The sequence below is a fragment of the Stenotrophomonas sp. STEN035 genome, from assembly GCF_056759935.1.
On sequence record NZ_JBRRDY010000051.1, the window covers coordinates 1 to 20,978 of the forward strand.

Annotated in this window: 21 protein-coding genes, 1 pseudogene and 1 riboswitch; of the genes and pseudogenes, 13 read left to right on the top strand and 9 right to left on the bottom strand. The window is 64.0% G+C overall.

Annotation, left to right across the window (positions count from 1 at the left end; all coding sequences use genetic code 11):
- Window positions 1–169 precede the first annotated feature (169 nt).
- Window positions 170–454 (bottom strand): hypothetical protein, encoded by a 285-nt coding sequence (locus ACVOLL_RS19250; protein WP_282272647.1) that lies wholly within the window; start codon window positions 452–454, stop codon window positions 170–172.
- Between the two features lie 217 nt (window positions 455–671).
- On the opposite strand from ACVOLL_RS19250, the gene ACVOLL_RS19255 reads away from it, so the two are divergent.
- Both ACVOLL_RS19255 and ACVOLL_RS19260 read left to right on the top strand, forming a co-directional pair.
- Window positions 672–1,604, top strand: coding sequence for a CorA family divalent cation transporter (locus ACVOLL_RS19255; RefSeq protein ID WP_481514359.1), 933 nt, complete (start codon window positions 672–674; stop codon window positions 1,602–1,604).
- Window positions 1,605–1,682: 78 nt separating this feature from the next.
- Window positions 1,683–1,991 (top strand): DUF3817 domain-containing protein, encoded by a 309-nt coding sequence (locus ACVOLL_RS19260; RefSeq protein ID WP_481514376.1) that lies wholly within the window; start codon window positions 1,683–1,685, stop codon window positions 1,989–1,991.
- Window positions 1,992–2,131: 140 nt separating this feature from the next.
- Here the strand turns inward: ACVOLL_RS19260 and ACVOLL_RS19265 are convergent, their stop codons facing one another.
- The gene (locus tag ACVOLL_RS19265) at window positions 2,132–2,311 is read right to left on the bottom strand and encodes a CsbD family protein (protein WP_481514360.1); all 180 of its coding nucleotides are present in this window, start codon (window positions 2,309–2,311) and stop codon (window positions 2,132–2,134) included.
- A gap of 784 nt (window positions 2,312–3,095) precedes the next feature.
- Between ACVOLL_RS19265 and mdoH the strand changes: the two genes are divergently transcribed.
- The 4 genes from mdoH to hemC all read left to right on the top strand — a co-directional run bounded on the left by mdoH (window position 3,096) and on the right by hemC (window position 7,692).
- Window positions 3,096–5,015, top strand: a complete 1,920-nt coding sequence (mdoH, locus tag ACVOLL_RS19270; protein ID WP_481514361.1) for a glucans biosynthesis glucosyltransferase MdoH — start codon at window positions 3,096–3,098, stop codon at window positions 5,013–5,015.
- 209 nt (window positions 5,016–5,224) lie between these two features.
- Window positions 5,225–5,920: an alpha/beta hydrolase gene (locus ACVOLL_RS19275; RefSeq protein WP_481514362.1), complete on the top strand. Its 696-nt coding sequence runs from the start codon at window positions 5,225–5,227 to the stop codon at window positions 5,918–5,920.
- A gap of 65 nt (window positions 5,921–5,985) precedes the next feature.
- Window positions 5,986–6,753: a LytR/AlgR family response regulator transcription factor gene (locus tag ACVOLL_RS19280; protein ID WP_481514363.1), complete on the top strand. Its 768-nt coding sequence runs from the start codon at window positions 5,986–5,988 to the stop codon at window positions 6,751–6,753.
- A 30-nt stretch (window positions 6,754–6,783) separates the two neighbouring features.
- Window positions 6,784–7,692, top strand: a complete 909-nt coding sequence (gene hemC / locus ACVOLL_RS19285; RefSeq protein WP_481514364.1) for a hydroxymethylbilane synthase — start codon at window positions 6,784–6,786, stop codon at window positions 7,690–7,692.
- 166 nt (window positions 7,693–7,858) lie between these two features.
- Here the strand turns inward: hemC and ACVOLL_RS19290 are convergent, their stop codons facing one another.
- Entirely contained in the window at window positions 7,859–8,635 is a 777-nt protein-coding gene (locus ACVOLL_RS19290; protein ID WP_481514365.1) for a DUF481 domain-containing protein, read from the bottom strand.
- Between the two features lie 158 nt (window positions 8,636–8,793).
- On the opposite strand from ACVOLL_RS19290, the gene ACVOLL_RS19295 reads away from it, so the two are divergent.
- Window positions 8,794–9,759, top strand: coding sequence for a helix-turn-helix transcriptional regulator (locus tag ACVOLL_RS19295; RefSeq protein WP_481514366.1), 966 nt, complete (start codon window positions 8,794–8,796; stop codon window positions 9,757–9,759).
- Between the two features lie 458 nt (window positions 9,760–10,217).
- Here ACVOLL_RS19295 and fabB read toward each other — a convergent pair whose 3' ends face one another.
- Both fabB and fabA read right to left on the bottom strand, forming a co-directional pair.
- A complete protein-coding gene (gene fabB, locus ACVOLL_RS19300; RefSeq protein ID WP_481514367.1) occupies window positions 10,218–11,426 on the bottom strand; it encodes a beta-ketoacyl-ACP synthase I in 1,209 nt (402 codons plus the stop codon).
- A complete protein-coding gene (gene fabA, locus ACVOLL_RS19305) occupies window positions 11,426–11,941 on the bottom strand; it encodes a 3-hydroxyacyl-[acyl-carrier-protein] dehydratase FabA (protein WP_057627977.1) in 516 nt (171 codons plus the stop codon). The genes fabB and fabA overlap by 1 nt, the downstream gene beginning before the upstream one ends.
- Window positions 11,942–12,150: 209 nt before the next feature.
- On the opposite strand from fabA, the gene dinB reads away from it, so the two are divergent.
- A complete protein-coding gene (dinB, locus tag ACVOLL_RS19310) occupies window positions 12,151–13,236 on the top strand; it encodes a DNA polymerase IV (RefSeq protein ID WP_481514368.1) in 1,086 nt (361 codons plus the stop codon).
- Window positions 13,237–13,299: 63 nt separating this feature from the next.
- Entirely contained in the window at window positions 13,300–13,950 is a 651-nt protein-coding gene (gene gph, locus ACVOLL_RS19315) for a phosphoglycolate phosphatase (RefSeq protein ID WP_481514369.1), read from the top strand.
- A 378-nt stretch (window positions 13,951–14,328) separates the two neighbouring features.
- On the opposite strand, the gene btuB is transcribed toward gph, so the two are convergent.
- Window positions 14,329–16,197 carry a TonB-dependent vitamin B12 receptor gene (gene btuB, locus ACVOLL_RS19320; protein ID WP_481514370.1) on the bottom strand — a complete coding sequence of 623 codons (1,869 nt, stop codon included), beginning with the start codon at window positions 16,195–16,197 and terminating at the stop codon, window positions 14,329–14,331.
- A 115-nt stretch (window positions 16,198–16,312) separates the two neighbouring features.
- Window positions 16,313–16,549: riboswitch (cobalamin riboswitch) on the bottom strand.
- Between btuB and ACVOLL_RS19325 the strand changes: the two genes are divergently transcribed.
- From ACVOLL_RS19325 to cobS, 4 genes and pseudogenes are all read left to right on the top strand, one after another.
- Window positions 16,537–16,707 carry a hypothetical protein gene (locus ACVOLL_RS19325; protein ID WP_481514371.1) on the top strand — a complete coding sequence of 57 codons (171 nt, stop codon included), beginning with the start codon at window positions 16,537–16,539 and terminating at the stop codon, window positions 16,705–16,707. Its footprint overlaps the riboswitch before it by 13 nt.
- 125 nt (window positions 16,708–16,832) lie before the next feature.
- Window positions 16,833–17,903, top strand: coding sequence for a nicotinate-nucleotide--dimethylbenzimidazole phosphoribosyltransferase (gene cobT / locus ACVOLL_RS19330; RefSeq protein WP_481514372.1), 1,071 nt, complete (start codon window positions 16,833–16,835; stop codon window positions 17,901–17,903).
- On the top strand, window positions 17,900–18,487 hold the full coding sequence (locus ACVOLL_RS19335) for a histidine phosphatase family protein (RefSeq protein ID WP_481514373.1): 588 nt from the start codon (window positions 17,900–17,902) through the stop codon (window positions 18,485–18,487). The genes cobT and ACVOLL_RS19335 overlap by 4 nt, the downstream gene beginning before the upstream one ends.
- Window positions 18,484–19,179 (top strand): annotated as a pseudogene (cobS, locus tag ACVOLL_RS19340) (adenosylcobinamide-GDP ribazoletransferase); the annotation flags it as partial. The gene ACVOLL_RS19335 and the pseudogene cobS, both read left to right, overlap by 4 nt.
- A gap of 179 nt (window positions 19,180–19,358) precedes the next feature.
- Here cobS and ACVOLL_RS19345 read toward each other — a convergent pair.
- The 3 genes from ACVOLL_RS19345 to ACVOLL_RS19355 all read right to left on the bottom strand — a co-directional run bounded on the left by ACVOLL_RS19345 (window position 19,359) and on the right by ACVOLL_RS19355 (window position 20,732).
- The gene (locus ACVOLL_RS19345; protein WP_296251068.1) at window positions 19,359–19,718 is read right to left on the bottom strand and encodes a TfoX/Sxy family protein; all 360 of its coding nucleotides are present in this window, start codon (window positions 19,716–19,718) and stop codon (window positions 19,359–19,361) included.
- Complete coding sequence (locus ACVOLL_RS19350; protein ID WP_481514374.1) at window positions 19,715–20,197, bottom strand: GAF domain-containing protein; 483 nt, start codon at window positions 20,195–20,197, stop codon at window positions 19,715–19,717. Before ACVOLL_RS19350 ends, ACVOLL_RS19345 begins: the two co-directional genes overlap by 4 nt.
- 172 nt (window positions 20,198–20,369) lie before the next feature.
- Window positions 20,370–20,732 carry a phasin family protein gene (locus ACVOLL_RS19355; protein ID WP_481514375.1) on the bottom strand — a complete coding sequence of 121 codons (363 nt, stop codon included), beginning with the start codon at window positions 20,730–20,732 and terminating at the stop codon, window positions 20,370–20,372.
- Window positions 20,733–20,978: the final 246 nt, after the last annotated feature.

Sequence of the window (20,978 nt, forward strand, 5' to 3'; positions counted from 1 at the left end):
GTCTGAGTCGCGCTCGGCCCAACCCCCGCCGCGGCCCCTCCCCGCCCCGCCCGCCGGGCCCGGGGTCTGGCCCGCCTCCCCCGGCCCGGCGCGCGCCGCCCCACTACAGTTGGAGCCTCAGCGCCGCTCCCACAAGGTAGCTGCTTGATACGAGCTTGGGAGAAGCGGCTTACGCCTCTTCTTCCTCCTCCTCTTCTTCGTCTTCTTCCTCCTCGTCCTCTTCGTCTTCATCCTCTTCTTCGAATGCGTCGGCTTCTTCGACGCGGACGAAGTTGGGCAGGGTGTCGGCGAAGCTGATCTGCTTGCCGTTGGCCAGCATCGGGCGCACGGCGCGCTTGCCGGCTTCTTCCACTACCGCAAAGCACACCAGGCTCTGCGCACTTTCGTCACCGGCTTCTTCGAATACGGCTACCCAGCCGTCGGCGGGGATGATCTGGATGATGTTGTCTTGCATGGCTGGACTGGTGGTTGAAGGAATGGCGAGCTTGCGTGAAGGCGGGCGCGCTTTGCAACCGTGGGCCCGGGGTATCGCCTTGTTCCCGCTCGAACAGCTGATGCGGCCTTGCTGGGCCCGTAGCTGGCGACGCAGGTGCAGGCCTGGGCAGTCAGTGGCTTTACTCGGCGTGCGCCGGGGACGAGGATGAGCGCTGGTCTGGAACCGGAATCACGCCATGCTCCAATGCCGCACCCTCGCCACCACTGCCGGCGGCACGGCGCCCGCCTCGTTGTGGGTTGACCTGTGCCAGCCAACGCCTGAGGAGCTGGAACAGGCCTCGCGGCAGGTAGGTTTCCGCATTCCCGACCGGGCCGGCATCAGTGAGATCGAGTTCAGCAGCCGGGTGCGGGTGGAAGGCGAGGCCTTGGTGCTGAATCTGCCGCGCTTCCAGTATGAGATTGAACACGTCGTCGGGCCACTGGGCTTCGTCGTGGCGCCCAATGCGCTGGTAGTACAGCGCGAGCATCGCATCGATGCGCTGGAAGGCGTGGAAGCAGAGCTGGGCAAGCACCCCTGCCACGGTTCGGCAGATCTGTTCCTGCGCATGATCGAGCACATCGTCGATCGCCTGGCCGATCTGCTGGAATCGCTGGAAAGCACGATGAGTGAGTTTTCCAGACAGGCCTTCAACAACCCCAAGGGCAAGCGCGCCTCACGCAGGCTGGAGCAGATGCTGCATGAGGTTGGCACGATGGGACGGCGCATCGGCGCGCTGCATAACACCCTGCACGGCATGCTGCGGATGATGAACTATCTGGATGAAGCCACGCCGGAGTGGTTCGGTGCCGATGCGCCGAAGCGGATCAAGCTGGTGGTCAAGGACCTGACCTCGTTGAGCGAGTTCGAGCAGCAATTGGGTGATCGCAACGAGTTCCTGCTGGACAGCGTGCTCGGCCTGATCAACATGGACCAGAACGAGGTGATGAAGGTGATGGCCGTGGCCTCGGTGGTTGGTATTCCGCCGACCGTGCTGGTCGGGGTATGGGGCATGAACTTCGCCTCGATGCCGGAACTGCATTGGCATTACGGTTATGCCATCGCGCTGGCCGCAGTGGGCCTGAGCATCGTGGTGCCGCTGCTGTGGTTCAAACGACGCGGTTGGATCTGAGTCGCGGGGATGCGACGCATTCTCGCCTACAATCGCTGTTCTTTCGAACCGCTGATGGAATCGATGTCTGCCAAACCAATGACTCCCGCCGGCAAGTTGTTTGCCGCCGCTGCACTGATTGAAGGTGTCACCTGGGCCGGGCTGCTGATCGGCATGGTGCTCAAGTACGGCACCGGCACCACCGAGCTGGGTGTATGGCTGTTCGGCCGCCTGCACGGCCTGGCCTTCCTGTTCTACGTGGTGGTCAGCCTGTACGCGTGGGTGAAACTGCGTTGGCCGCTGTGGGCAGTGCTGTTGGCGTTGCTGGCGGCGGTGCCACCGTTGGTGACGGTGCCATTGGAAATCTGGTTCCGTCGCATCGGCCTGTTGTCCGAGCGCGAGCTTTGATCAGGTTTTGACCTGATGATGAAGTGATGGCGCGGCCGGCTTCCACACGGTCGCGCCATTGAAACTGCACAGTGATACCGGGTACTACGGGCTCCGGTTATATGCGTTGCGGAAGCAGTTCTTGCTGGGTGATGCGTTCGTCATGAATGTCGATGCTTTACCTCGTCTGCAGCCTTGCCCATTGCTTTCTGTGCTTTTCCTGCATTTTTCTCCATGTTGCCGGCCATCTGCTGGGCCTTGTTGCCAGTGATTCTCCCAGCAGCTTCCTTGATGGCACCCTTGATTTCGTGTTTGGTGCCTTCAACACGGTTGCGGTCCACGAACAGTCTCCGGAAACGTCTGCCTCGCTGCAGACGCTTTGAGCCTGCGCATTGCCGGGTTTGCGTCAGGTGAGCGCAATGTTGTGATCGCGTTGCGTGCACCGCCGGATTTAGCCTGCGTTGTGTGTGTGCATGTTGGGGCGCTGGACCGCGCTGAGGGTATTGGCCGAATTCAGCAGGCCGCGTCCTGGTTGCTCGGCACATGGCCAAGGTGCCATCAACGCTGGCGCCGGGCCTGGCCGGGAATCCCGGCGCATGGCAGCGACATATGGCGGTGTTCGGGCTTCCGTGGTGTTCGCGCAATGCTGCCGCTGCGTTGGCGCTCCCTGGCCACCTGGAGCGCATCGCCAGGCCTGCGCTGACCTTGCCATGTCCGCTGGAAGGCCGGAGGTCGGGCAGGTTTGGCATAGTCGGCGTCATGCGGGTGTCATGCCCGGGGAGACGCGGTCAGGCGACTTTGGCAACCCGGCCAAACTGACTGGCAAAGGTGTACCTGTCGATTTGATGGTGGATAATTCCCCATCGCCAATGCCGTCATGGGATTGCGGCGGTTGGCCCTGGAGCGGCCTGGGCGGTGCTGTTGCCGCCCGCAGCGAGGCGGTTCGAGGGGGCTCCCGCATCGCGATCGGCAGGGTTCGTTTGCCGCAGGTTTAGGTTGGTTCTTCTAGTTTCCCCCGGCTGGTCAGCTTCTCCTTCAAGGAATTCAGGTGCAACACGCAAGCAAACAGCGTTACGGCAAGGTGTGCCGCCAGGACTGCCTGCAGATGGCGCAGCGGGGCAAGCAATGAGCAACAACGTCACCACCAACAATGGTTTGGATGCCGGTATTGCGGTATTGCCGGCTGAGCACCCATTGCTTATGCCCGAGCAATCGCTGCGCTCGGGCTCGCTGCATGTGCCGCGGCAGAAGACCGCACCGGCCAATATCGGCCTGCGCCGGCTGTATGTGTTTGGCAGCACCGCGCTGACCACGCTGCTGGCTACCTGGTTGATGGCGCGGGTGCTGTCCAATGGCGGCATCAACGTGCTCGAAGCCTGCCTGCTGGGCCTGTTCGTGCTGCTGTTTGCCTGGATCGCGATGTCCTTCGTCAGCAGCCTGGCCGGTCTGCAGGCGCTGCTGCGCGGGCGCCGCAAGCTGGGCATCTACCCGGATACGCCGCTGCCGCAGCTGCGCAGCCGTACCGCCTTGTTGATGCCCACCTATAACGAAGACCCGCGCCGGATGATGGCCGGCCTGCAGGCGATCTACGAATCGGTGGCCGCGACCGGGCAGCTGGAGTACTTCGATTTCTACGTGCTCAGCGATACCACCCGCGATGCGATCGGTCGTGCCGAAGAGCAGGTATTTGCGCGCCTGGTGGAAGCCACCGGCGGCGCCGAGCGGCTGTATTACCGCCGCCGCGCCAGCAATGTCGGGCGCAAGGCCGGCAATATCGCTGACTGGGTGCGACGCTTCGGTGGTGCCTACCCGCAGATGCTTATCCTCGATGCCGACAGCTTGATGACCGGCGATGTGATCGTGCGGCTGGTGTCGGCGATGGAAAATCATCCGACCGTCGGCCTGATCCAGTCGTTGCCGGCGGTGGTCGGTGGCCGCACCGCCTTCGCCCGCATGCAGCAGTTTGGTGGTCGCGTGTACGGGCCGGTGATGGCCTATGGTGTGGCCTGGTGGCACGGCGCGGAAAGCAATTACTGGGGCCACAACGCGGTGATCCGCACCCAGGCGTTCGCCGAGCAGGCCGGTCTGCCGGAACTGCCGGGGCGCAAGCCGTTTGGTGGTCACGTGCTGAGCCATGATTTCGTCGAGGCCGCGCTGATCCGCCGCGGTGGCTGGGCCTCGCACATGGTGCCGTATCTGCACGGCAGCTACGAAGAAGGCCCGCCGACCCTGACCGATCTGTTGATCCGTGACCGCCGCTGGTGCCAGGGCAATCTGCAGCACTCCAAGGTGGTGGCCACGCCGGGCCTGCACTGGGTCAGTCGCGTGCACATGTTGATCGGCATCGGCCATTACTTCACCGCACCGATGTGGGCGATGTTGATGCTGATAGGTATCGCCATCCCGCTGATCCACGGTGGCATTGATCTGGCCGAGGAACTGCATCTGCATCTAAGGATGTCACCGGCGCATTACTGGCGTGGCCTGGATCAGGACGGCGTGTTCTGGGTATTCGTGGTGACCATGGTCGCGCTGCTGTCGCCCAAGCTGATGGGCTATGTGGCGATGCTGACCTCGCGCAAGGAGCGGATTGGTTGCGGTGGCGCGTTCCGCGCCTTCATTTCCATGCTGCTGGAAACCGTGCTGGCGGCACTGATGGCGCCGGTGGTGATGTATGTGCAGTCGCGCGGTGTGGCTGAGGTGCTGGCCGGCAAGGATTCGGGCTGGGATGCGCAACAGCGTGATGACGGCAGTATTTCGCTGGGAGCTTTGCTGCGCAGCTATGGCGGCTTGAGCGTGTTCGGCGTGGTGATGGGTGTGGCCGCTTATATGGTGTCGCCGCCATTGGCGGCGTGGATGGCGCCAGTAGTGATCGGCATGGCGCTGGCCGTACCGGTGGTGGCATGGACTTCCTCGCGCAAGGCGGGCGACTGGCTGCGCAGGCATGGTCTGCTATGCATCCCGGAAGAAAACGCCCCGCCTCCGGTGCTGCTGCGTGCAGCTGAGTTGCGTGCGGCTGCGCTGAAGGAACCGCTGCAGGATTGAAGGCTGTGGCTCTTGTAGGAGCGGCGTAAGCCGCGAAGCCGATAGCAATGCACCGCCATTTGGCCTGCGATCTACGTGCAGGTAGCCGGATTGGCTTCAACCGGTAGTACCACCAGCTTCGCGGCTTACGCCGCTCCTACAAGCCTCCGGCTACACCGATGGCTGCGCCGGGCAGGCATAATTCCTGCCTGTCTTTGGGAGTCATACACATGCTGGAAACAGTGGAGCAGGAAACCGGCGCGTCGCCGGAATGGTCGGTGATCTGGCTGCATGGCCTGGGTGCCGATGGCCATGATTTCGCGCCTATCGTGCCCGAGCTGGTGCGTCCGCAATGGCCGGCGATCCGCTTCGTGTTCCCGCATGCGCCCAAGCGCCCGGTCAGCATCAACAACGGCATGCCGATGCGTGCCTGGTATGACATCGTCAGCATGGATTTCCGCAGCCGCGCCGACGCCAAGGGTGTCGCTGAATCTGTGGAGCAACTGGAAGAACTGATCGCCCGGGAGCAGGCGCGTGGCATTCCGGCCAACCGTATCGTTCTGGCCGGCTTCTCGCAGGGCGGGGCGATCATCCTGTCCGCTGGCCTGAAGCGCCGTGAGCCGGTCGCCGGCCTGGTGGCCTTGTCGACCTATCTGCCGGAAGTGGACGCCGCACCGTCGCAGCTGGTGGATGGCGCCATCGCCCAACCGATCTTCATGGCCCATGGCAGCGCCGATCCGGTGATTCCGCTGCAGATCGCCGAGCACAGTGCACAGGTGCTCAAGACCTTGGGCTTCGGCTTGGAATGGCATCGCTATCCGATGGCCCACCAGGTCTGCGGCGAAGAGATCCACGCGCTGGGTGACTGGTTGCAGGCCCGTTTCGCGCAGGCCGGATTCACACAGGCCGGATTCACACAGGCATGACCGGTTTGTGAGCTGCACCGCAGTTGCCGGGTTGTTGACGGCGGCTTAGGCCGAACCCAGCTACCATGTCGCCACGACTGGGGAGCCGTGAGCGAGGTAGTGGTGTGAAGGTAGTAATCGCCGATGACGAGCCGTTGGCACGCGAGCGCTTGCGCGCGCTGCTGTCTGAGCTGGCGGGGGTGGAAGTGGTTGGCGAGGCAGCCAACGGCAACGAGGCCCTGCACGCCTGCGCGCAGACCCAGCCGGATCTGGTGTTGCTGGATATCGCCATGCCCGGCATCGACGGTCTGGAGGTCGCCCGCCATCTGGCGCGGTTTGAGCCGCGCCCAGCGGTGGTGTTCTGTACCGCCTACGACGCGCATGCCTTGTCGGCTTTCGAAGCGGCGGCGATCGACTACTTGATGAAGCCGGTGCGCGCCGAGCGCCTGGGCGCGGCACTGGAGCGCGCCCGCACCTTCATCGCCGGTCGTGCCAATGCCGCGCCTGCCGCGGCCACGCAGCCGCGACGAGCGTTGTGCGCGCGTCTGCGCGGCAGCCTGCGGCTGGTGCCGGTGGAGGACATCCTCTACCTGCAGGCCGAGGAAAAGTACGTGGTGGTGCACCACCTGCGTGGTGAAGACTTGATCGAGGAATCGCTGCGCTCGCTGGAAGACGAGTTTTCCGGGCGTTTCATCCGCATCCATCGCAACTGCCTGATCGCCCGCGATCGGCTGCAGGAAGTCCGCCGCACGCCGGCCGGGCTGGTGCAGGCGGTGCTGCGTGATGTCCCGCAGCCGCTGGAAATCAGCCGCCGCTGCGTTGCCGGGCTGAAGACCGAGATGGAACGGCTGTGACCCGGGGCTTGCAGCGGCGATAATGGCCGCATGAGCATCCTGCGTATCGCCACCCGAAAGAGCCCGCTTGCCCTGTGGCAGAGCGAACACGTTGCCGACCGCCTGCGCCAGGCCCACCCGGGCCTGCAGGTGGAACTTGTGCCGATGAGCACGCGCGGCGATGAAATCCTCGACCGCTCGCTGGCCGACATTGGCGGCAAGGGCCTGTTCCTGAAGGAGCTGGAGCTGGCGATGCTGCGTGGTGACGCCGATTGCGCGGTGCACTCGCTCAAGGATGTGCCGATGGAGTTGGAGGCGCCGTTCGTGTTGCCGGCGATCCTGACCCGCGCCGATTCGGCCGATGCTTTCGTCTCCAACACGTATGCGTCGCTGGATGCGTTGCCGCAGGGCGCCTGCGTCGGCACTTCGTCGTTGCGCCGGCAGGCACAGCTGCGTGCGCTGCGTCCGGACCTCACGTCGCGCGACCTGCGTGGCAACGTCAACACCCGCCTGGCCAAGCTGGACGCGGGCGAGTACGACGCCATCATCCTGGCCTGCGCGGGCTTGGAACGCTTGGAACTGGGCGCGCGCATCCGTGATCGCCTGGTCGCACCGCAATGGCTGCCGGCACCTGCACAGGCAGCAGTGGCGATTGAATGCCGCCAAGATGCTGGGGAGATCATCGATCTGCTCAAGGCGCTGGACGATGCCTCCACCCGCACTTGTGTGGAAGCGGAGCGGGCCATGAACCGCGCGCTGGATGGCAGCTGCCATGTGCCGGTTGCAGGCTTGGCGCAGTGGCGTGGTGATGACCTGTGGTTGCAGGGCTTGGTCGGCGGCGTCGCCGATGGCCGTGCAGTTCGTGCGCAGGCGCAAGGCCCGGCAAGCGACCCGGAAGCGCTGGGTCAGGAAGTGGCGCGGCAGCTTCTGGCTGCCGGCGCGGGCGAGTTGCTGCGCTGAGGCAGCGCTACCGGTAGTGCCGAGCCATGCTCGGCAGGGGCTCTATCGACAAAGCCCAAACCTAGTGCCGAGCCATGCTCGGCATCAGACCAGCCCGGTAACGCCCCTTGCCGAGCATGGCTCGGCACTACAGTGAGGCGAATGCCGGGCTTGCGCCCGGCGTTGCTTACTTGAAGCTGTAGACCACGTTCATGGTGGTCAGGGTGTCGGTCTTGCGCTTGTCTTCGGCGACGTCGCTGTTGTGGCGGGCCTGCCAGCCGGCTTTCAAGGCAAAGTGCTTGTTCATGCTCACCGAGACGCCGAAATCATTCTGCGCGAAGGTGTTGTACGAGCCCGATTCCACCAGCAGTGAGTTCACCAGGTCGGTGTTTTCGGTAAGGGCATACTTCAGGTCGAACAGGCCGCGACCAATCAGGCCTGTGCGGTCTTCGTCGGTATCGGCATTGTGCGAACGGCGCACACCGGGGCCGATCTGTGTATCCAGGGTCAGGCGCTCGCCATCGATCAGGCGCGTGCCGTAACCCAGACCGAAGCTGCCCTGGCGGTCGTAGGTGGCAAAGTCGTCGCTTTCATAACGCACCGTGGCGGTGAGCTGGCGGTGCTCGCCCAGCTGCAGGGCGCTGCCGGCGCTGCCGGTGTAGCGGTTGGCGGTGGTCTGACGCTTGCGGCTGGTGCTGCCATCGTCGGCGGTTTCGGTGTACTCGGCGCTGGAGCGCAGACCAAACAGATCCATGCTGTGGATCCAATCATTGTCGGTGTAGCGCAGCTTCAGGCGGCCGTTGAAGCTTTCGGTGGTGCTATTGCCGTGGGCCGAGGCAAAGCCCAGTTCGCCGCCGCTGCCGCTCCATGGGGAAGTCATGGCGGCAAGGTCGGAGGCGTCGTCGGCCCAGGCCAGCGGGGCGGCCAGCAGCAACGGCAGCAATAGGGAAACACGCAGGGACATCAGGGGGATCTCCATGGGAGAGACGGGAATGATAGGCATCTGGATGATACCGGATGGTCCCTGACCCTCAGGCGCACAGAGGGGCCGGGGGCTTCATCGGTGGTTATACCGGCGGCCGACCTGCTCCATTGCAGCCCGGAGTCGGACATAATCCGGGCATGGACCGCTATGAACGCATCAACGCCCTGCATCGTCTGCTCAAGTCCGCCCGCTATCCGGTTACGGTGATGCGGTTGCAGGAGGAATTGGGCTGTTCCCGTGCCACGGTCTACCGTGACCTGGCCTTCCTGCGTGATGCGCTGATGGCGCCGGTGGAGGGCGATGGCGAGGCCGGGTTCCGCTACCTGAGTGGGGAAAGCGACCGTTTCGAGCTGCCAGGTTTGTGGCTGAGTTCGGAGGAGTTGCACGCGTTGCTGGCGTCGCAGCACCTGTTGGCGCGGACTGGCGGCGGGGTGTTGTCGTCGATGCTGGCGCCGCTGCAGCAGCGTATCGAGGGCCTGTTGGCCGCACAGGCGGGTGCTTCGCATTGGCCGGTGGAGCGGGTGCGGGTGATTCCGCACCGCGGCCGCAAGCTGGATGAGGCCAGTTTCCGCACGGTGGCTTCTGGCGTGCTGGAGCGCAAGCAGCTGTCCTTTGAATACCGCGCACGTTCCACCGATGAGGCAACCCGCCGCACGGTGTCGCCGCAGCGCATTACCCATTACCGCGACAACTGGTACCTGGATGCTTGGGATCACAACCGTGAGGCGGTGCGCAGTTTTGCAGTGGATCGCATCCATCAGGCGCGGCTGCTTGATCAGCCGGCGCGTGATGTGGCCGATGAAGAGTTGAACGAGCAGTTGGCGGCCAGCTACGGCATTTTCTCGGGCGCGCCGAAGGGCTGGGCGACGATCGTTTTCAGTGCCAAGGCTGCGCGCTGGGTGGCCGATGAACATTGGCATTCCAAACAGCAGGGACGGTTTCTTGCTGATGGGCGTTATGAATTGAAGGTGCCGTACAGCGTATCGCGCGAGCTGTTGATGGACGTGCTGCATTACGGCTCGGACGCGGAGATCGTGGAGCCGCAGTCCTTGCGCGAGCAGGCCAAGGCGTTGCTGTCGCTGGCGTTGAGTAATTACGACTGAGGAAGCTGGCTCGGGCTCGGGCTCTGGTTTGGGTTTGGGTTTGGCTCTTGCTCTGCTTCGGCTCTGCTTCGGTTCTGCTTTCGCTTTGCTCATGCCTTTGCTTTGGCGTTGCTCTTGCTTTGGCTTGGCTTTGGCTTTGGCTTTGCTTTTGGCTTTGCCCAGCTCTGCTCATGCTCTGCTTTCCCCTCTCCCGCCTGCGGGAGAGGGGTAGGGGTGAGGGCAGCTTCTGCTTGTTGCTGTTGCCATTGCTGTTGCTGTTGTTTTTTGGAGCAGCAGAGCAACGGCTATAGCTGAAGCAAAAGCAAAAGCAAAAGCAAAAGCAAAAGCTTCCCCTCACCCCAACCCCTCTCCCGTAAACGGGAGAGGGGACATCAAGAGCAACAGCAAAGCCAAAGCAGAAGCAGAAGCACAAAAAAACAGCCGCTTTCGCGGCTGTTTTTTTTCAGATCAATCCGCCATCAAACCCGCCCGAAGATCAAGGTCGCATTGGTGCCGCCAAAACCGAAGCTGTTCGACATCACCGTGTCCAACTTCGCATCCTGCGTCTTGCGCAGAATCGGGAAGCCTTCCACGCGCTCGTCCAGGGTTTCGATATTGGCCGAGCCCGCCATGAAGCCATCGCGCATCATCAGCAGGCAGTAGATCGCCTCGTGCACGCTCGCTGCGCCCAAAGAGTGACCCGACAACGCCTTGGTCGAGGACAACGGCGGCACGGCATCACCAAACACCTGGCGCACTGCACCCAGCTCGGTCACGTCGCCCAACGGCGTCGAGGTGCCGTGGGTGTTCAGATAGTCGATCGGACGGTCCAGGCCTTCCATCGCCATCTTCATGCAACGCACGGCGCCTTCACCGGACGGGGCGACCATGTCGGCACCATCGGAGGTCACGCCGTAGCCAACCAGCTCGGCGTAGATGCGCGCACCACGCGCAACCGCGTGGTCGTAGTCTTCCAGCACCAGCATGCCGGCGCCGCCTGCGATGACGAAGCCGTCGCGGTTGGCGTCGTACGGGCGCGATGCGGTGCTTGGGGTTTCGTTGAAGCTGGTGGACAGTGCACCCATGGCGTCGAACATCACGCTCATCGACCAGTGCAGGTCTTCACCGCCGCCGGCAAACATCACGTCCTGGGCGCCGTGGCGGATCAGGTCGGCGGCAGCGCCGATGCAATGTGCCGAGGTGGCGCAGGCGGCCGACAGCGAATAGCTCAGGCCCTTGATGCTGAAGGCCGTGGCCAGATTGGCCGACACCGTTGAGCACATCGTGCGCGGCACCATGTACGGGCCAACTTTGCGCACGCCACGGTTGCGCAGCAGATCGGCCGCTTCCACCTGCCATTCGCTGGAGCCGCCGCCGGAGCCGGCGATCAGGCCGCTGCGTACGTTGCTGACCTGGCTTTCATCCAAGCCGGCATCGGTGATGGCGTCGCGCATGGCGACATAGCTGTAGGCCGCTGCGTCGCTCATGAAGCGCTTGAGCTTTCGGTCCACCTGTGCGTCCAGGTCGATCTCGACCTTGCCGCCGATCTGGCTGCGCAGGCCGGCTTCGGCGTGGTCGGGCAGGGTGACGATGCCGGGACGGCTGTCACGCAGGGCGCTGGACACAGTGTCCAGATCGTTGCCAAGGCAGGACGTGATGCCCATGCCGGTAATGACGACACGACGCATCAGAAGCTCTCGGTTGAGGTGAACAGACCTACGCGCAGGTCCTTGGCGGAATAGATCTCGCGGCCGTCGACCAGCATGCGGGCGTCGGTCTGTGCCATCACCAGCTTGCGGTTGATCACGCGCGAGACATCGATTTCGTACTGCACCAGCTTGGCGCTGGGCAGCACCTGGCCGGTGAACTTGACCTCGCCACAGCCCAGCGCACGGCCGCGGCCTTCCGCGCCCAGCCAGGTCAGGTAGAAGCCGGTCAGCTGCCACATGGCATCCAGGCCCAGGCAGCCCGGCATCACCGGGTCGCCGATGAAGTGGCAGCCGAAGAACCACAGGTCAGGACGGATATCCAGCTCGGCCCGGATCATGCCCTTGCCGTGTGCGCCACCGTCCTCGCGGATCTCGGTGATGCGGTCGAACATCAGCATCGGGTCATTGGGCAGGCGGCCTTTGTTCGGGCCGAAAAGTTCGCCACGCGCGCTGGCCAGCAGCTGGTCGCGCGAGAAAGCATGCAGACGGGTCATCCGGGGTAATCCAAAGCCATTGCGAGCCCCGGAGCATGCTGCAGCATCTGCGTTCAATCAAATGTTTTAACTGGACGGTTGCGTATGTTAGCTGCAGATAAGCGCCGTTCGCGGGCTGTTACGGGAGGTATGAATAAGTACATTTGTGAGGACAAGTGTGCATTTAGCGACAACAGCTATCATGTTGGCTACCTTTTAGGACTGTTGCCTTGAGCGAGCAGCGCAAGATCATCCACGTCGACATGGACGCCTTCTATGCGTCCGTGGAGCAGCGTGATGACCCCGGTTTGCGCGGACGGCCGGTGGTGGTGGCCTGGCGCGGGGCGCGTTCGGTGGTGTGCGCGGCCTCCTACGAGGCCCGCAAGTTCGGGGTGCGCTCGGCCATGCCGGCGCTGCGGGCGGAGCGCCTGTGCCCGGATGCGGTGTTCGTGCCGCCGGACTTTGCCCGCTACAAGGCGGTGTCGCGGCAGATCCGCGAGATTTTCCTGCAGCACACCCCGCTGGTGGAGCCGCTGTCGCTGGATGAGGCGTTTCTGGACGTCACCGAATCGCCGAGCTGCGACGGTATCGCCACCGAGATCGCACGTACCATCCGCGCGCAGATCCGCGAGACCACCGGCCTGACCGCCTCGGCCGGCATCGCCCCGAACAAGTTCCTGGCCAAGGTCGCCTCGGACTGGCGCAAGCCCGATGGTCAGTTCGTGGTGCCGCCGTCGAAGGTGGAGCAGTTCCTGACACCGTTGCCGGTCAAGCGGGTGCCGGGCGTGGGCAAGGTGATGGAAGGCAAGCTGTCGGCGCTTGGCATCATCACCGTCGGCGACCTGCGCGCGCTGCCGCTTGAACAACTGCAGGCCTTGTTCGGCAGCTTTGGTGTGGGCTTGTACAGACGCGCGCGCGGCATCGACGAGCGGCCGGTAGAACCGGATCAGCCAGTGCAGTCCATTTCTTCCGAAGACACCTTCGCCGAAGACCTGCACATGGGCGAGTTCGATGAAGCCATCACTCAATTGGCAGAACGCACCTGGCGTGCAACCGGGCGCACCGAGCGCATTGGTCACACCGTCGTGCTGAAGTTGAAAACCGCGCAGTTCCGCATTCTTACCCGCAGCTATACGCCGGATACGCCGCCATGTTCGGTGGAAGATCTTCGCGACATTGCCTTGGCCTTGTGCCAACGCGTGCAGTTGCCAGCTGACACGCGGTATCGCTTGGTCGGTGTGGGCTTGTCAGGCTTCCGTGATCGCGAAGAACGCGTGATCCAGGGTGATTTGTTTCGCAGCATCTCGTTGGATTGAGTACATCCTTTGCGCAACGCGGCGCCGCTACAATCGATGCTCATTTTCCGGGAGTGTGGATGCGTGGCGACTACGGCCTTGGTGTTCGATTTGGATGGCACGCTGGTAGACAGCGCAGGTGATATCGCCGAGGCAGTGAACCTCACATTGGAAGAGCTGGCGCTGCCGCGCGTCTCCGAGGCGACGGTGCGCAGCTGGATAGGTGAGGGCGTACGCAACCTGGTGTCCACCGCATTGGCGAACGCTGGCAGCGCATTGGCGCTGGAAGAGGTGATGTCGGTTTTCATGCGGCACTACAAGGCCTGCCTGCTGCGCAGCCCGCGGCTCTACGACGGTGTTGGCGAAGCCTTGACTGCATTGCAGGCACGCGGCCTGCCGATGGCCATCTGCACCAACAAGCCGGCGGCGATGGTTGCGCCTCTGTTGCAGCATCTGGGCATCGCCGGCTTCTTCGCGCACATCATCGGTGGCGATTCGCTGCCGCAGCGCAAGCCTGCAGCCGAGCCGTTGTTGCATGTGGCGCGTCTGCTGCAGCAGCCTGTGGAGGATTGCCTGATGGTTGGTGATTCGGGCACGGATCTGGGCGCGGCCAACAACGCTGGCATGCCGATCGTGCTGGTACGTTACGGCTATTCGCGCGACCTGGATCTGGATGCAGCTGAAGCAACGGCGGTGATCGACGATATGCGTGAGTTGGTTGCGATCGTCGCGTAGCCATTCTTGAAGATCCCTTGTGGGAGCGGCGTAAGCCGCGAAGCTGGCTGCAATGGAATTGCAGTGATTTCTGCAATCGTGCGGTCCAGTTGCTTCGCGGCTGACGCCGCTCCCACAAGCCGGGTCCCAAACGCCAAGGCCGGTGCTTTGAGCTGATATGTGGGAGCGGCGTCAGCCGCGAAGCCTGGACCAATGAAATTGCAGGAATTTCCGCAATCGAGAGATCCATCAGTCGCGAAGCTGGCATCAATGAAATAGCGGGTATTTCCGCAATCGGGCCGTTCATCTGCTTCGCGGCTTACGGCGCTCCTACAAACGACCAACAAAAATGCCCCGGTGCGAACACCGGGGCAACTTGAATCATCCAGCCGTGATGGCTTAGTTCTTCGAGTTGTAACGCAGGGTCAGCTGGTACTCGCGGCCCGGCTGGTTGTACCAGGCAACGGTTTCGTACTCGCGGTCGAACACGTTGGCGGCCTTGGCCTGCAGGCTCCATGCATCGTTGATGGCGTACTCAACGCGCACATCCATGGTGCCGTAGCCGGCCAGTCGCACGCTGTTGGCAGCGTTGTCGAAGCGGTGGCCGCTGCCGGCAGCGGTCACGCCAAGACGCAGCGGGCCGAAGCTCTTGTCCACGTCCAGACGGCCGCTGGTGCGTGCGCGGCGGGCCAGCAGGTTGTCGTAGGTGGCGGCGCCGGAGGTGTGGTCGCGCGGGTCGGTGAAGCTGGCCTGGGCGTTGATGTCGAAACCGGCCAGCGACAGGTAGCCGGTTAGCTCGGCGCCGCGGATGCGGGCTTCGGCGACGTTGACCAGGTCGAAGTTGCTGTCGTAGCCGATCAGCTGGTCGACGCGGGTTTCGTAGGCGTTGAAGGTCCAGTTCCAGTTGTCGGCGTACTGCGCGATGCCCAGGTTCAGGCTCTTGGATTCTTCCGGCTTCAGGTTCGGGTTGCTGAAGCCCGGGTAGTACAGGTCGTTGAAGGTCGGTGCCTTGAAGCCGGTGCCGGCGCTGGCGGTCAGGCGGAAGCCATTACCGAAGGCAAAGCCATAACCCAGGCTACCGGTGGTGTGGTTGCCGAACTGCTCGTTGTCGTCATTGCGCACGCTGGCCTGCAGCGAGTGTGCGCCGAACTGGCCCTGGTACTCGGCAAACACGCCCAGGTTGTCGCGCTGGTCGATGTCGAAGGCGGTGGAGCTGGTCACCTTGTCGTTCTGCCAGTCGGCGCCGGCGGTGATCTGCTGGCCTTCGGCGAAGCTGAAGTCGCCCTGCACGCTGGCGGTATCGCGGCGGGTATCGAAAGTGCTGGCGAAGCTGCGGGTGCCGGTGTTGGCATTCGCGAAGTAGTTATCGGCTTCGTCACGGTTGCGGCCAACCTGTGCGCTCAGACGGAAGCTATCCGATGCAGCCCAGGCGAGCTTGGCACCGTAGACCTGCTGGCGGTTGTCGGCTTCGTTGCCGCCGAAGATGCTGCCGTCGTATTCGTTGAAGCTGTCGGCGTTGAGCACATGGCCTTCCAGGCTCAGCGTGTCGGTCAGGGCGTAGCCGCCGCGCACGTTGATGGAGGTGTTGCGGTAGCCATCGCGGTCGGGCTCATCGGCGTAGCAGCCGGCGCCCCAGCCAGCGGCGGTGCCGCGGCAGGCGTTGATGCCGTCGGTCTTCTGGTAACCGCCCTGGGCCGAGATCCAGCCGCGCTCACCGCGGTTGCTGAAGCCGGCGCTGACCTGGCGCAGGTTGTTGCTGCCGGCGGTGATCGCCAGGTTCTGCTGCAGGCCCTTGCCAGCGTTGCGGGTGAAGATCTGGATCACGCCACCGATGGCCTCGGAGCCGTACAGGCTCGAACGCGGGCCACGCACGATTTCAATCCGCTCGATCTGGTCAACCGGCAGGTCCTGCAGGGCGGCCATGCCGCTGGTGGCCGAGGCCACGCGCACGCCGTCCACCAGCACCAACACCTGGTTGGAATTACTGCCGCGCAGGAACAGCGAGGTGATCTTGCCGTTGCCGCCCTGGTTGGCGAAGTCCAGGCCGGCACGGCCGCGCAGCAGGTCCTGCAGCGAGTTGGCCTGGCTGTGGTCGATCTGCGCACGGTCGATGACCTGCACCGGTACCACGCTGTTCTCGATGGAGACCGGGGTGCGGGTCGCGGTGACGGTGACGTCGTCCAGCTCGGTCGGTGCGTTCTGCGCGGCGGCAACGCCCGGCAATGCCAGGGCAAGGGCGAGCGAAAGGGTGTGGTAAGACAGTTTCATGGAAGCTCCTGGGCCTGCACGCTCCCGCGCAGGCGGATTGGGGAGGCTGCCAGAAGAGGGAGAAGACGGAGGCGGCGCACACGGCGCTACAGCCGCCGCCATGCCCTCCGCATCGCAACCAGTCAGCTTTCGGGCCGGTCTCCGGACTCGCAGGCGAGGCGGCGTGGGCCGCTTCCGTCCAGACGCCTTCCCGTGCTGTGCACAGTGGCGCCATGTCTGGACTTGTCCTGCTTACCGTTGCGGGGGCAGTGCCGGAATGGCGACATGCTGGAGTTCCAGCAGTGCGCGGCACCGGCTTCCCGTTTCAACCGACCAGCAATGCCGGGCGGTCACCTGAAAGTGCGCGCATTCTATGCCATTGCTGGCAGCGTTGCCGGAATGGGCGGCAACGGCCACCACGGCGCAGTGTCTGCAACCACGGTTCAACGTAGCCCGGACAAGCGCTGGCGCACCCGCGAAGTGCATGCCGCTGCGGCCTGCATCAAAGCTGCAATCTCAATGCCCGAGTGAGCTGCGCTTACCTGGGCTGCGTGTTGCATGCGTTGGGTTTGAGCCTTGGTGGCCGAAGCACCTCATGCGCAGCATTGTTGCTGAATGGCTAGAATGCGCGCTGCAAACGCAGTATCGGAAGTGTCGTGACAGAAACATGGTACGGGCAGGCCTGCGGCCAGCCTTCGCAGGAATACCGGCAGCGCGCCCTGCTGCGCCAGCGCCAGCTGACCAAGCCGGAAGGCGCCTTGGGTCGTTTGGAGACATTGGCCGTTGAACTGGCTGCGCTGCAAGGCGTAGATCAGCCGGTGGCACAACGTGTGCCGGTGGTGGTGTTCGCTGGCGATCACGGCGTGACTGCGCAGGGCGTGTCGGCTTACCCGGCGGAAGTGACGGTGCAGATGCTGCACAACTTCGCCAGCGGTGGTGCTGCCATTGCGGTGCTGGCGCGCGAGCTGGGTCTGCCACTGCACGTATGGGACGTTGGCAGCCGCGCCACCACGGCCATTGCTGGTGTGGTCAGTGCCAAGACGCTGCATGGCACCGCTGACTTCAGTACTGCAGCGGCGATGTCGGCCGCTGATCTGGATGCAGCGTTTGACGCCGGTCGCCGCGCGGTGGAAGCCGCCTGCGCCGACGGTGCCGATCTGCTGGTGTTCGGTGAGATGGGCATCGGCAACACCACCGCTGCCAGTGCGGTTGCTGCCGTGCTTGGCCCGTTGCCGCTGGATGAGTTGGTAGGCGCCGGCACCGGCCTGGATGCAGTGCGCATGGTGCAGAAGAAGAATCTGATTGCACGCGCGCTGAGCCTGCATGGTGATGCGATCAACACGGCCGAGTCGCCCGCGTACGAAGCATTGCAACGCGTAGGTGGATTGGAGATTGCAGCGATCAGCGCGGCGATGATTGCCGCTGCACAGCGACGCATTCCCGTGTTGGTGGATGGTTTCATCGTCTCTGCTGCGGCGTTGGCGGCAGTCCGCATCAATCCAAGCCTGCGGCCGTGGCTGCTGTTCTCGCACCAGTCGGCCGAGCGCGGTCATATCCGCCTGTTGGAGGCATTGCAGGCACAGCCGTTGCTGTCGTTGGACCTGCGCCTGGGCGAAGGCTCCGGTGCCGCGCTGGCGTTGCCGCTGGTACGCATGGCCTGCGCCCTGCACAACAGCATGGCAACGTTTGCCGAAGCCGCCGTTGCTGATCGCGGTGGCGGCCGATGATTCTTGATCTGCTGCGACACGCCTCCACCGGACGTGCCGGTCACCTCGACGGGCGTACCGATCCGCCTTTGATCGAAGGCGCGATGGACGCGCTGTACCGCTGCCATGCCGGCATCGGCTGGAGCCGGGTGATTGCTTCACCGCGCCGGCGCGCGCTGGATACCGCGCATGCGCTGGTGGCTGGCAGCAACCAGTTCTGCGAGATCCATCCGGACTGGGCCGAGCTCGACTTCGGCGATTGGGATGGGCTGCATTTCGACGAACTGCCCGCCGAGCAATTGGCCGGCTTCTATAGCGAACCGCACGATGTGGTGCCGCCCAATGGCGAGTCCTGGCAGCAGTTCCAGGCGCGCGTTGAAGAGCAGTTGCATCGGCTGGTGGACGAAGATGATGGCGACGGCCAGCCGGTGCTGGTGGTGAGCCATGCCGGCGTGCTGCGGCTGGTGGTGTCGCGGATCTGCGGCATGAGCCTGTCTTCGCTGTGGGCGATGCGTATTGATTACGGCACCCGTGTGCGCCTGCGCGTGGAGCGCGGCGAAGACGGGCAGTTGTGGGGTGAACTGCTGGAGTTGCGACAACCATGATTGGACGCCGCCTGATCCTTGCCATCCAGTTCCTGACCCGGCTGCCGACACCGCAGGTGCGCGACTTCCGTCAGGAGGACCTGAGTAGATCGGCGGTGTACTACCCCTTGGTTGGCATCATCATTGGCGTACTGCTGGCGCTGCCGCTGTATGGCCTGTCGGATCGGCCCTGGCTGGCGGGCGCGCTGACCTTGTTGCTGTGGGTATGGGTGACCGGCGCGCTGCATCTGGATGGCTTGGGCGATGTCGCCGATGCCTTCGGCGCGGCGCACCGCAACCCACAGCGTTTTCTCGAAGTGCTCAAAGACCCACATATGGGCGTGTTCGGCGTGGTCACGCTGATCATGCAGCTGCTGCTCAAGTTCGTGCTGTTGACCGAGCTTGCGGTGGGCCCGTTGTGGTTCGGCATCGTGCTGGTGCCGGCGTGGGCGCGTTGGGGCACCCTGTGGTGGAGCCAGCGCATACCGTCGCTGCATGGCGATGGTCTGGGTGAGCGTTTTTCCTGGCAGCTGCGGCCGTCGGCGATGTGGTTGTGGGCAGTGTTGCTGGCCGCGATCAGCGCGTTTGTGGCATGGCCGTTGTTGCTGGCGTTGCTGCTGGTGCCGCTGGTGGCAGTGTGGTGGAAGCGCAAGCTCGGCGGCATCTCCGGCGATGGCCTGGGGGCCAGCGTCGAAGTTGTGGAGACCTTGCTGATGCTGGCCCTGGTAATCCTCGCACCGCTAGCCACTGTGTTGTAGGAGCGGCGTCAGCCGCGAAGCCACAACTGCAGCCGGAGGCATGTAGACCGAACTACCAGCGATCATTGCTGTGCGATCTGATGGATGGCCAGCTTCGCGGCTGACGCCGCTCCTAGAAAAAAAACGCCCGGGCTTCAATCCTCGAAGCGGATCTCGCTGGCTTCTTCTTCGTCGGCTTCGGCCTGCATATGCGTTTCATGCACCGGCCCGGCCTGTTGTCCTGCGCGCGTGGTGGGCAGCGCGCCAGCGGCGACTTCGTACTCGGCGACCAGTTGCTGGCGACGCGCCTCGGGTATTTCCTGCCAATGGCAGCCGACCAAGGCGCCTTCAAGCGAATACAGCAGGTTGAGGCTGGGCTTGAAGCCGGCGCGGCGCACCTTCATGAACGCTGCAACCGGGCCGATCGCGCTCAGATCCTGCTCGCTGCGCAAACCGACCTGACGCAGCCAGGCTGCACTCTTGGGGCCGATGTTGCGCAGCTTGGGTGCGCTCATTGCAGCGCCTCGACAAACACCTGGGCGATGGCTTCCAGCCCCAGCTGGTCATCGACATCGAAACGCGCGATCACCGGGCTGTCGATGTCGAATACGCCAACCAACGCGCCGTTGTGGACCAAGGGCACCACCAGTTCCGAGCGCGAGGCCGAGTCGCAGGCGATATGGCCGGGGAACGCATCCACATCCTCGATGCGCTGGGTCTGGCGGCTGCTGGCAGCGGCGCCACACACACCCTTGGACAGCGGAATGCGCACGCAGGCCGGCAAGCCCTGGAACGGGCCGACCACCAGCTCCTTGCCGTCGTAGAAGTAGAAACCCACCCAGTTGAGCTGCGGCAGCGCGTGGAAGACCAGTGCCGACAGATTGGCAGCGTTGGCAATACGGTCGGCTTCGCCATGGACCAGAGCGCGGGCCTGGGCCAGCAGCTGGGCGTATTGTTCCGGCTTGCTGCCGGTGAGGGTGTCGGTGTTGAACATCAGGAGAGTCTAGCCGTTGCGTGACCCTCGATTTTGCCTGTCGCTGCCGCCGAACGCAGCCATCGGCAATGGAATGCTGGATCGCAGGCAAAAAAAGACCCGGCAGCGGGAGGGAGCTACCGGGTCTGGGATTGCGCGGGGGAGGGACCGCGCAAATTCTGTTGTCTGGATATCAGCGGGTGTTGTGCTCGGCCTTGGTGGGCTTGGCAGCGAACGGCTGGCGCACCAGTGCGCCCAATGCCTCGCTGGTTTTCAGGCTGAGCCCGACCACTTCCTGATTGGCATTGGCCAGCCGTTCCATGTTCTCGCGTGCCAGCTGCATGCCCTTGGGCAGCAGCGCGTGCAGATCCGCCTGCGCGCCGGCCTGGGCCAGTTCGCCGAAGAAGCCGGCTGCAGCGGTGGTATTGCGCTCGAATGCACGCAATTGCACGCCAAACACGCTTTCAGCATTTTCCAAGGCGAGCCGATTGGCACGGTTGGCGGCAGCAGCGAACTGCTGGGTATAGCTGCTGAAATCGTTGGGCTGAGCGGACATCGGGGCAATCCGGCGGGTCTTGTTGCATTGCAGCATAGCGCGGAATTGGCGCGGCGCAACCTTGGATGGTGAACGATTCAGTATTGGCCTCTGTAGAGCCGAGCCATGCTCGGCTGGGGCCTTCCCGGTAAAGCCCGTTCTGTAGTGCCGGCCCCAGGGGGTGGGCGCGGGGGGCGGGGCACGCCCAGCCGCGGCAGGCGGGGGCGGGCCCCCCCCCCCCGCAGTGCGCCGCGGAGGGGGGGGGGG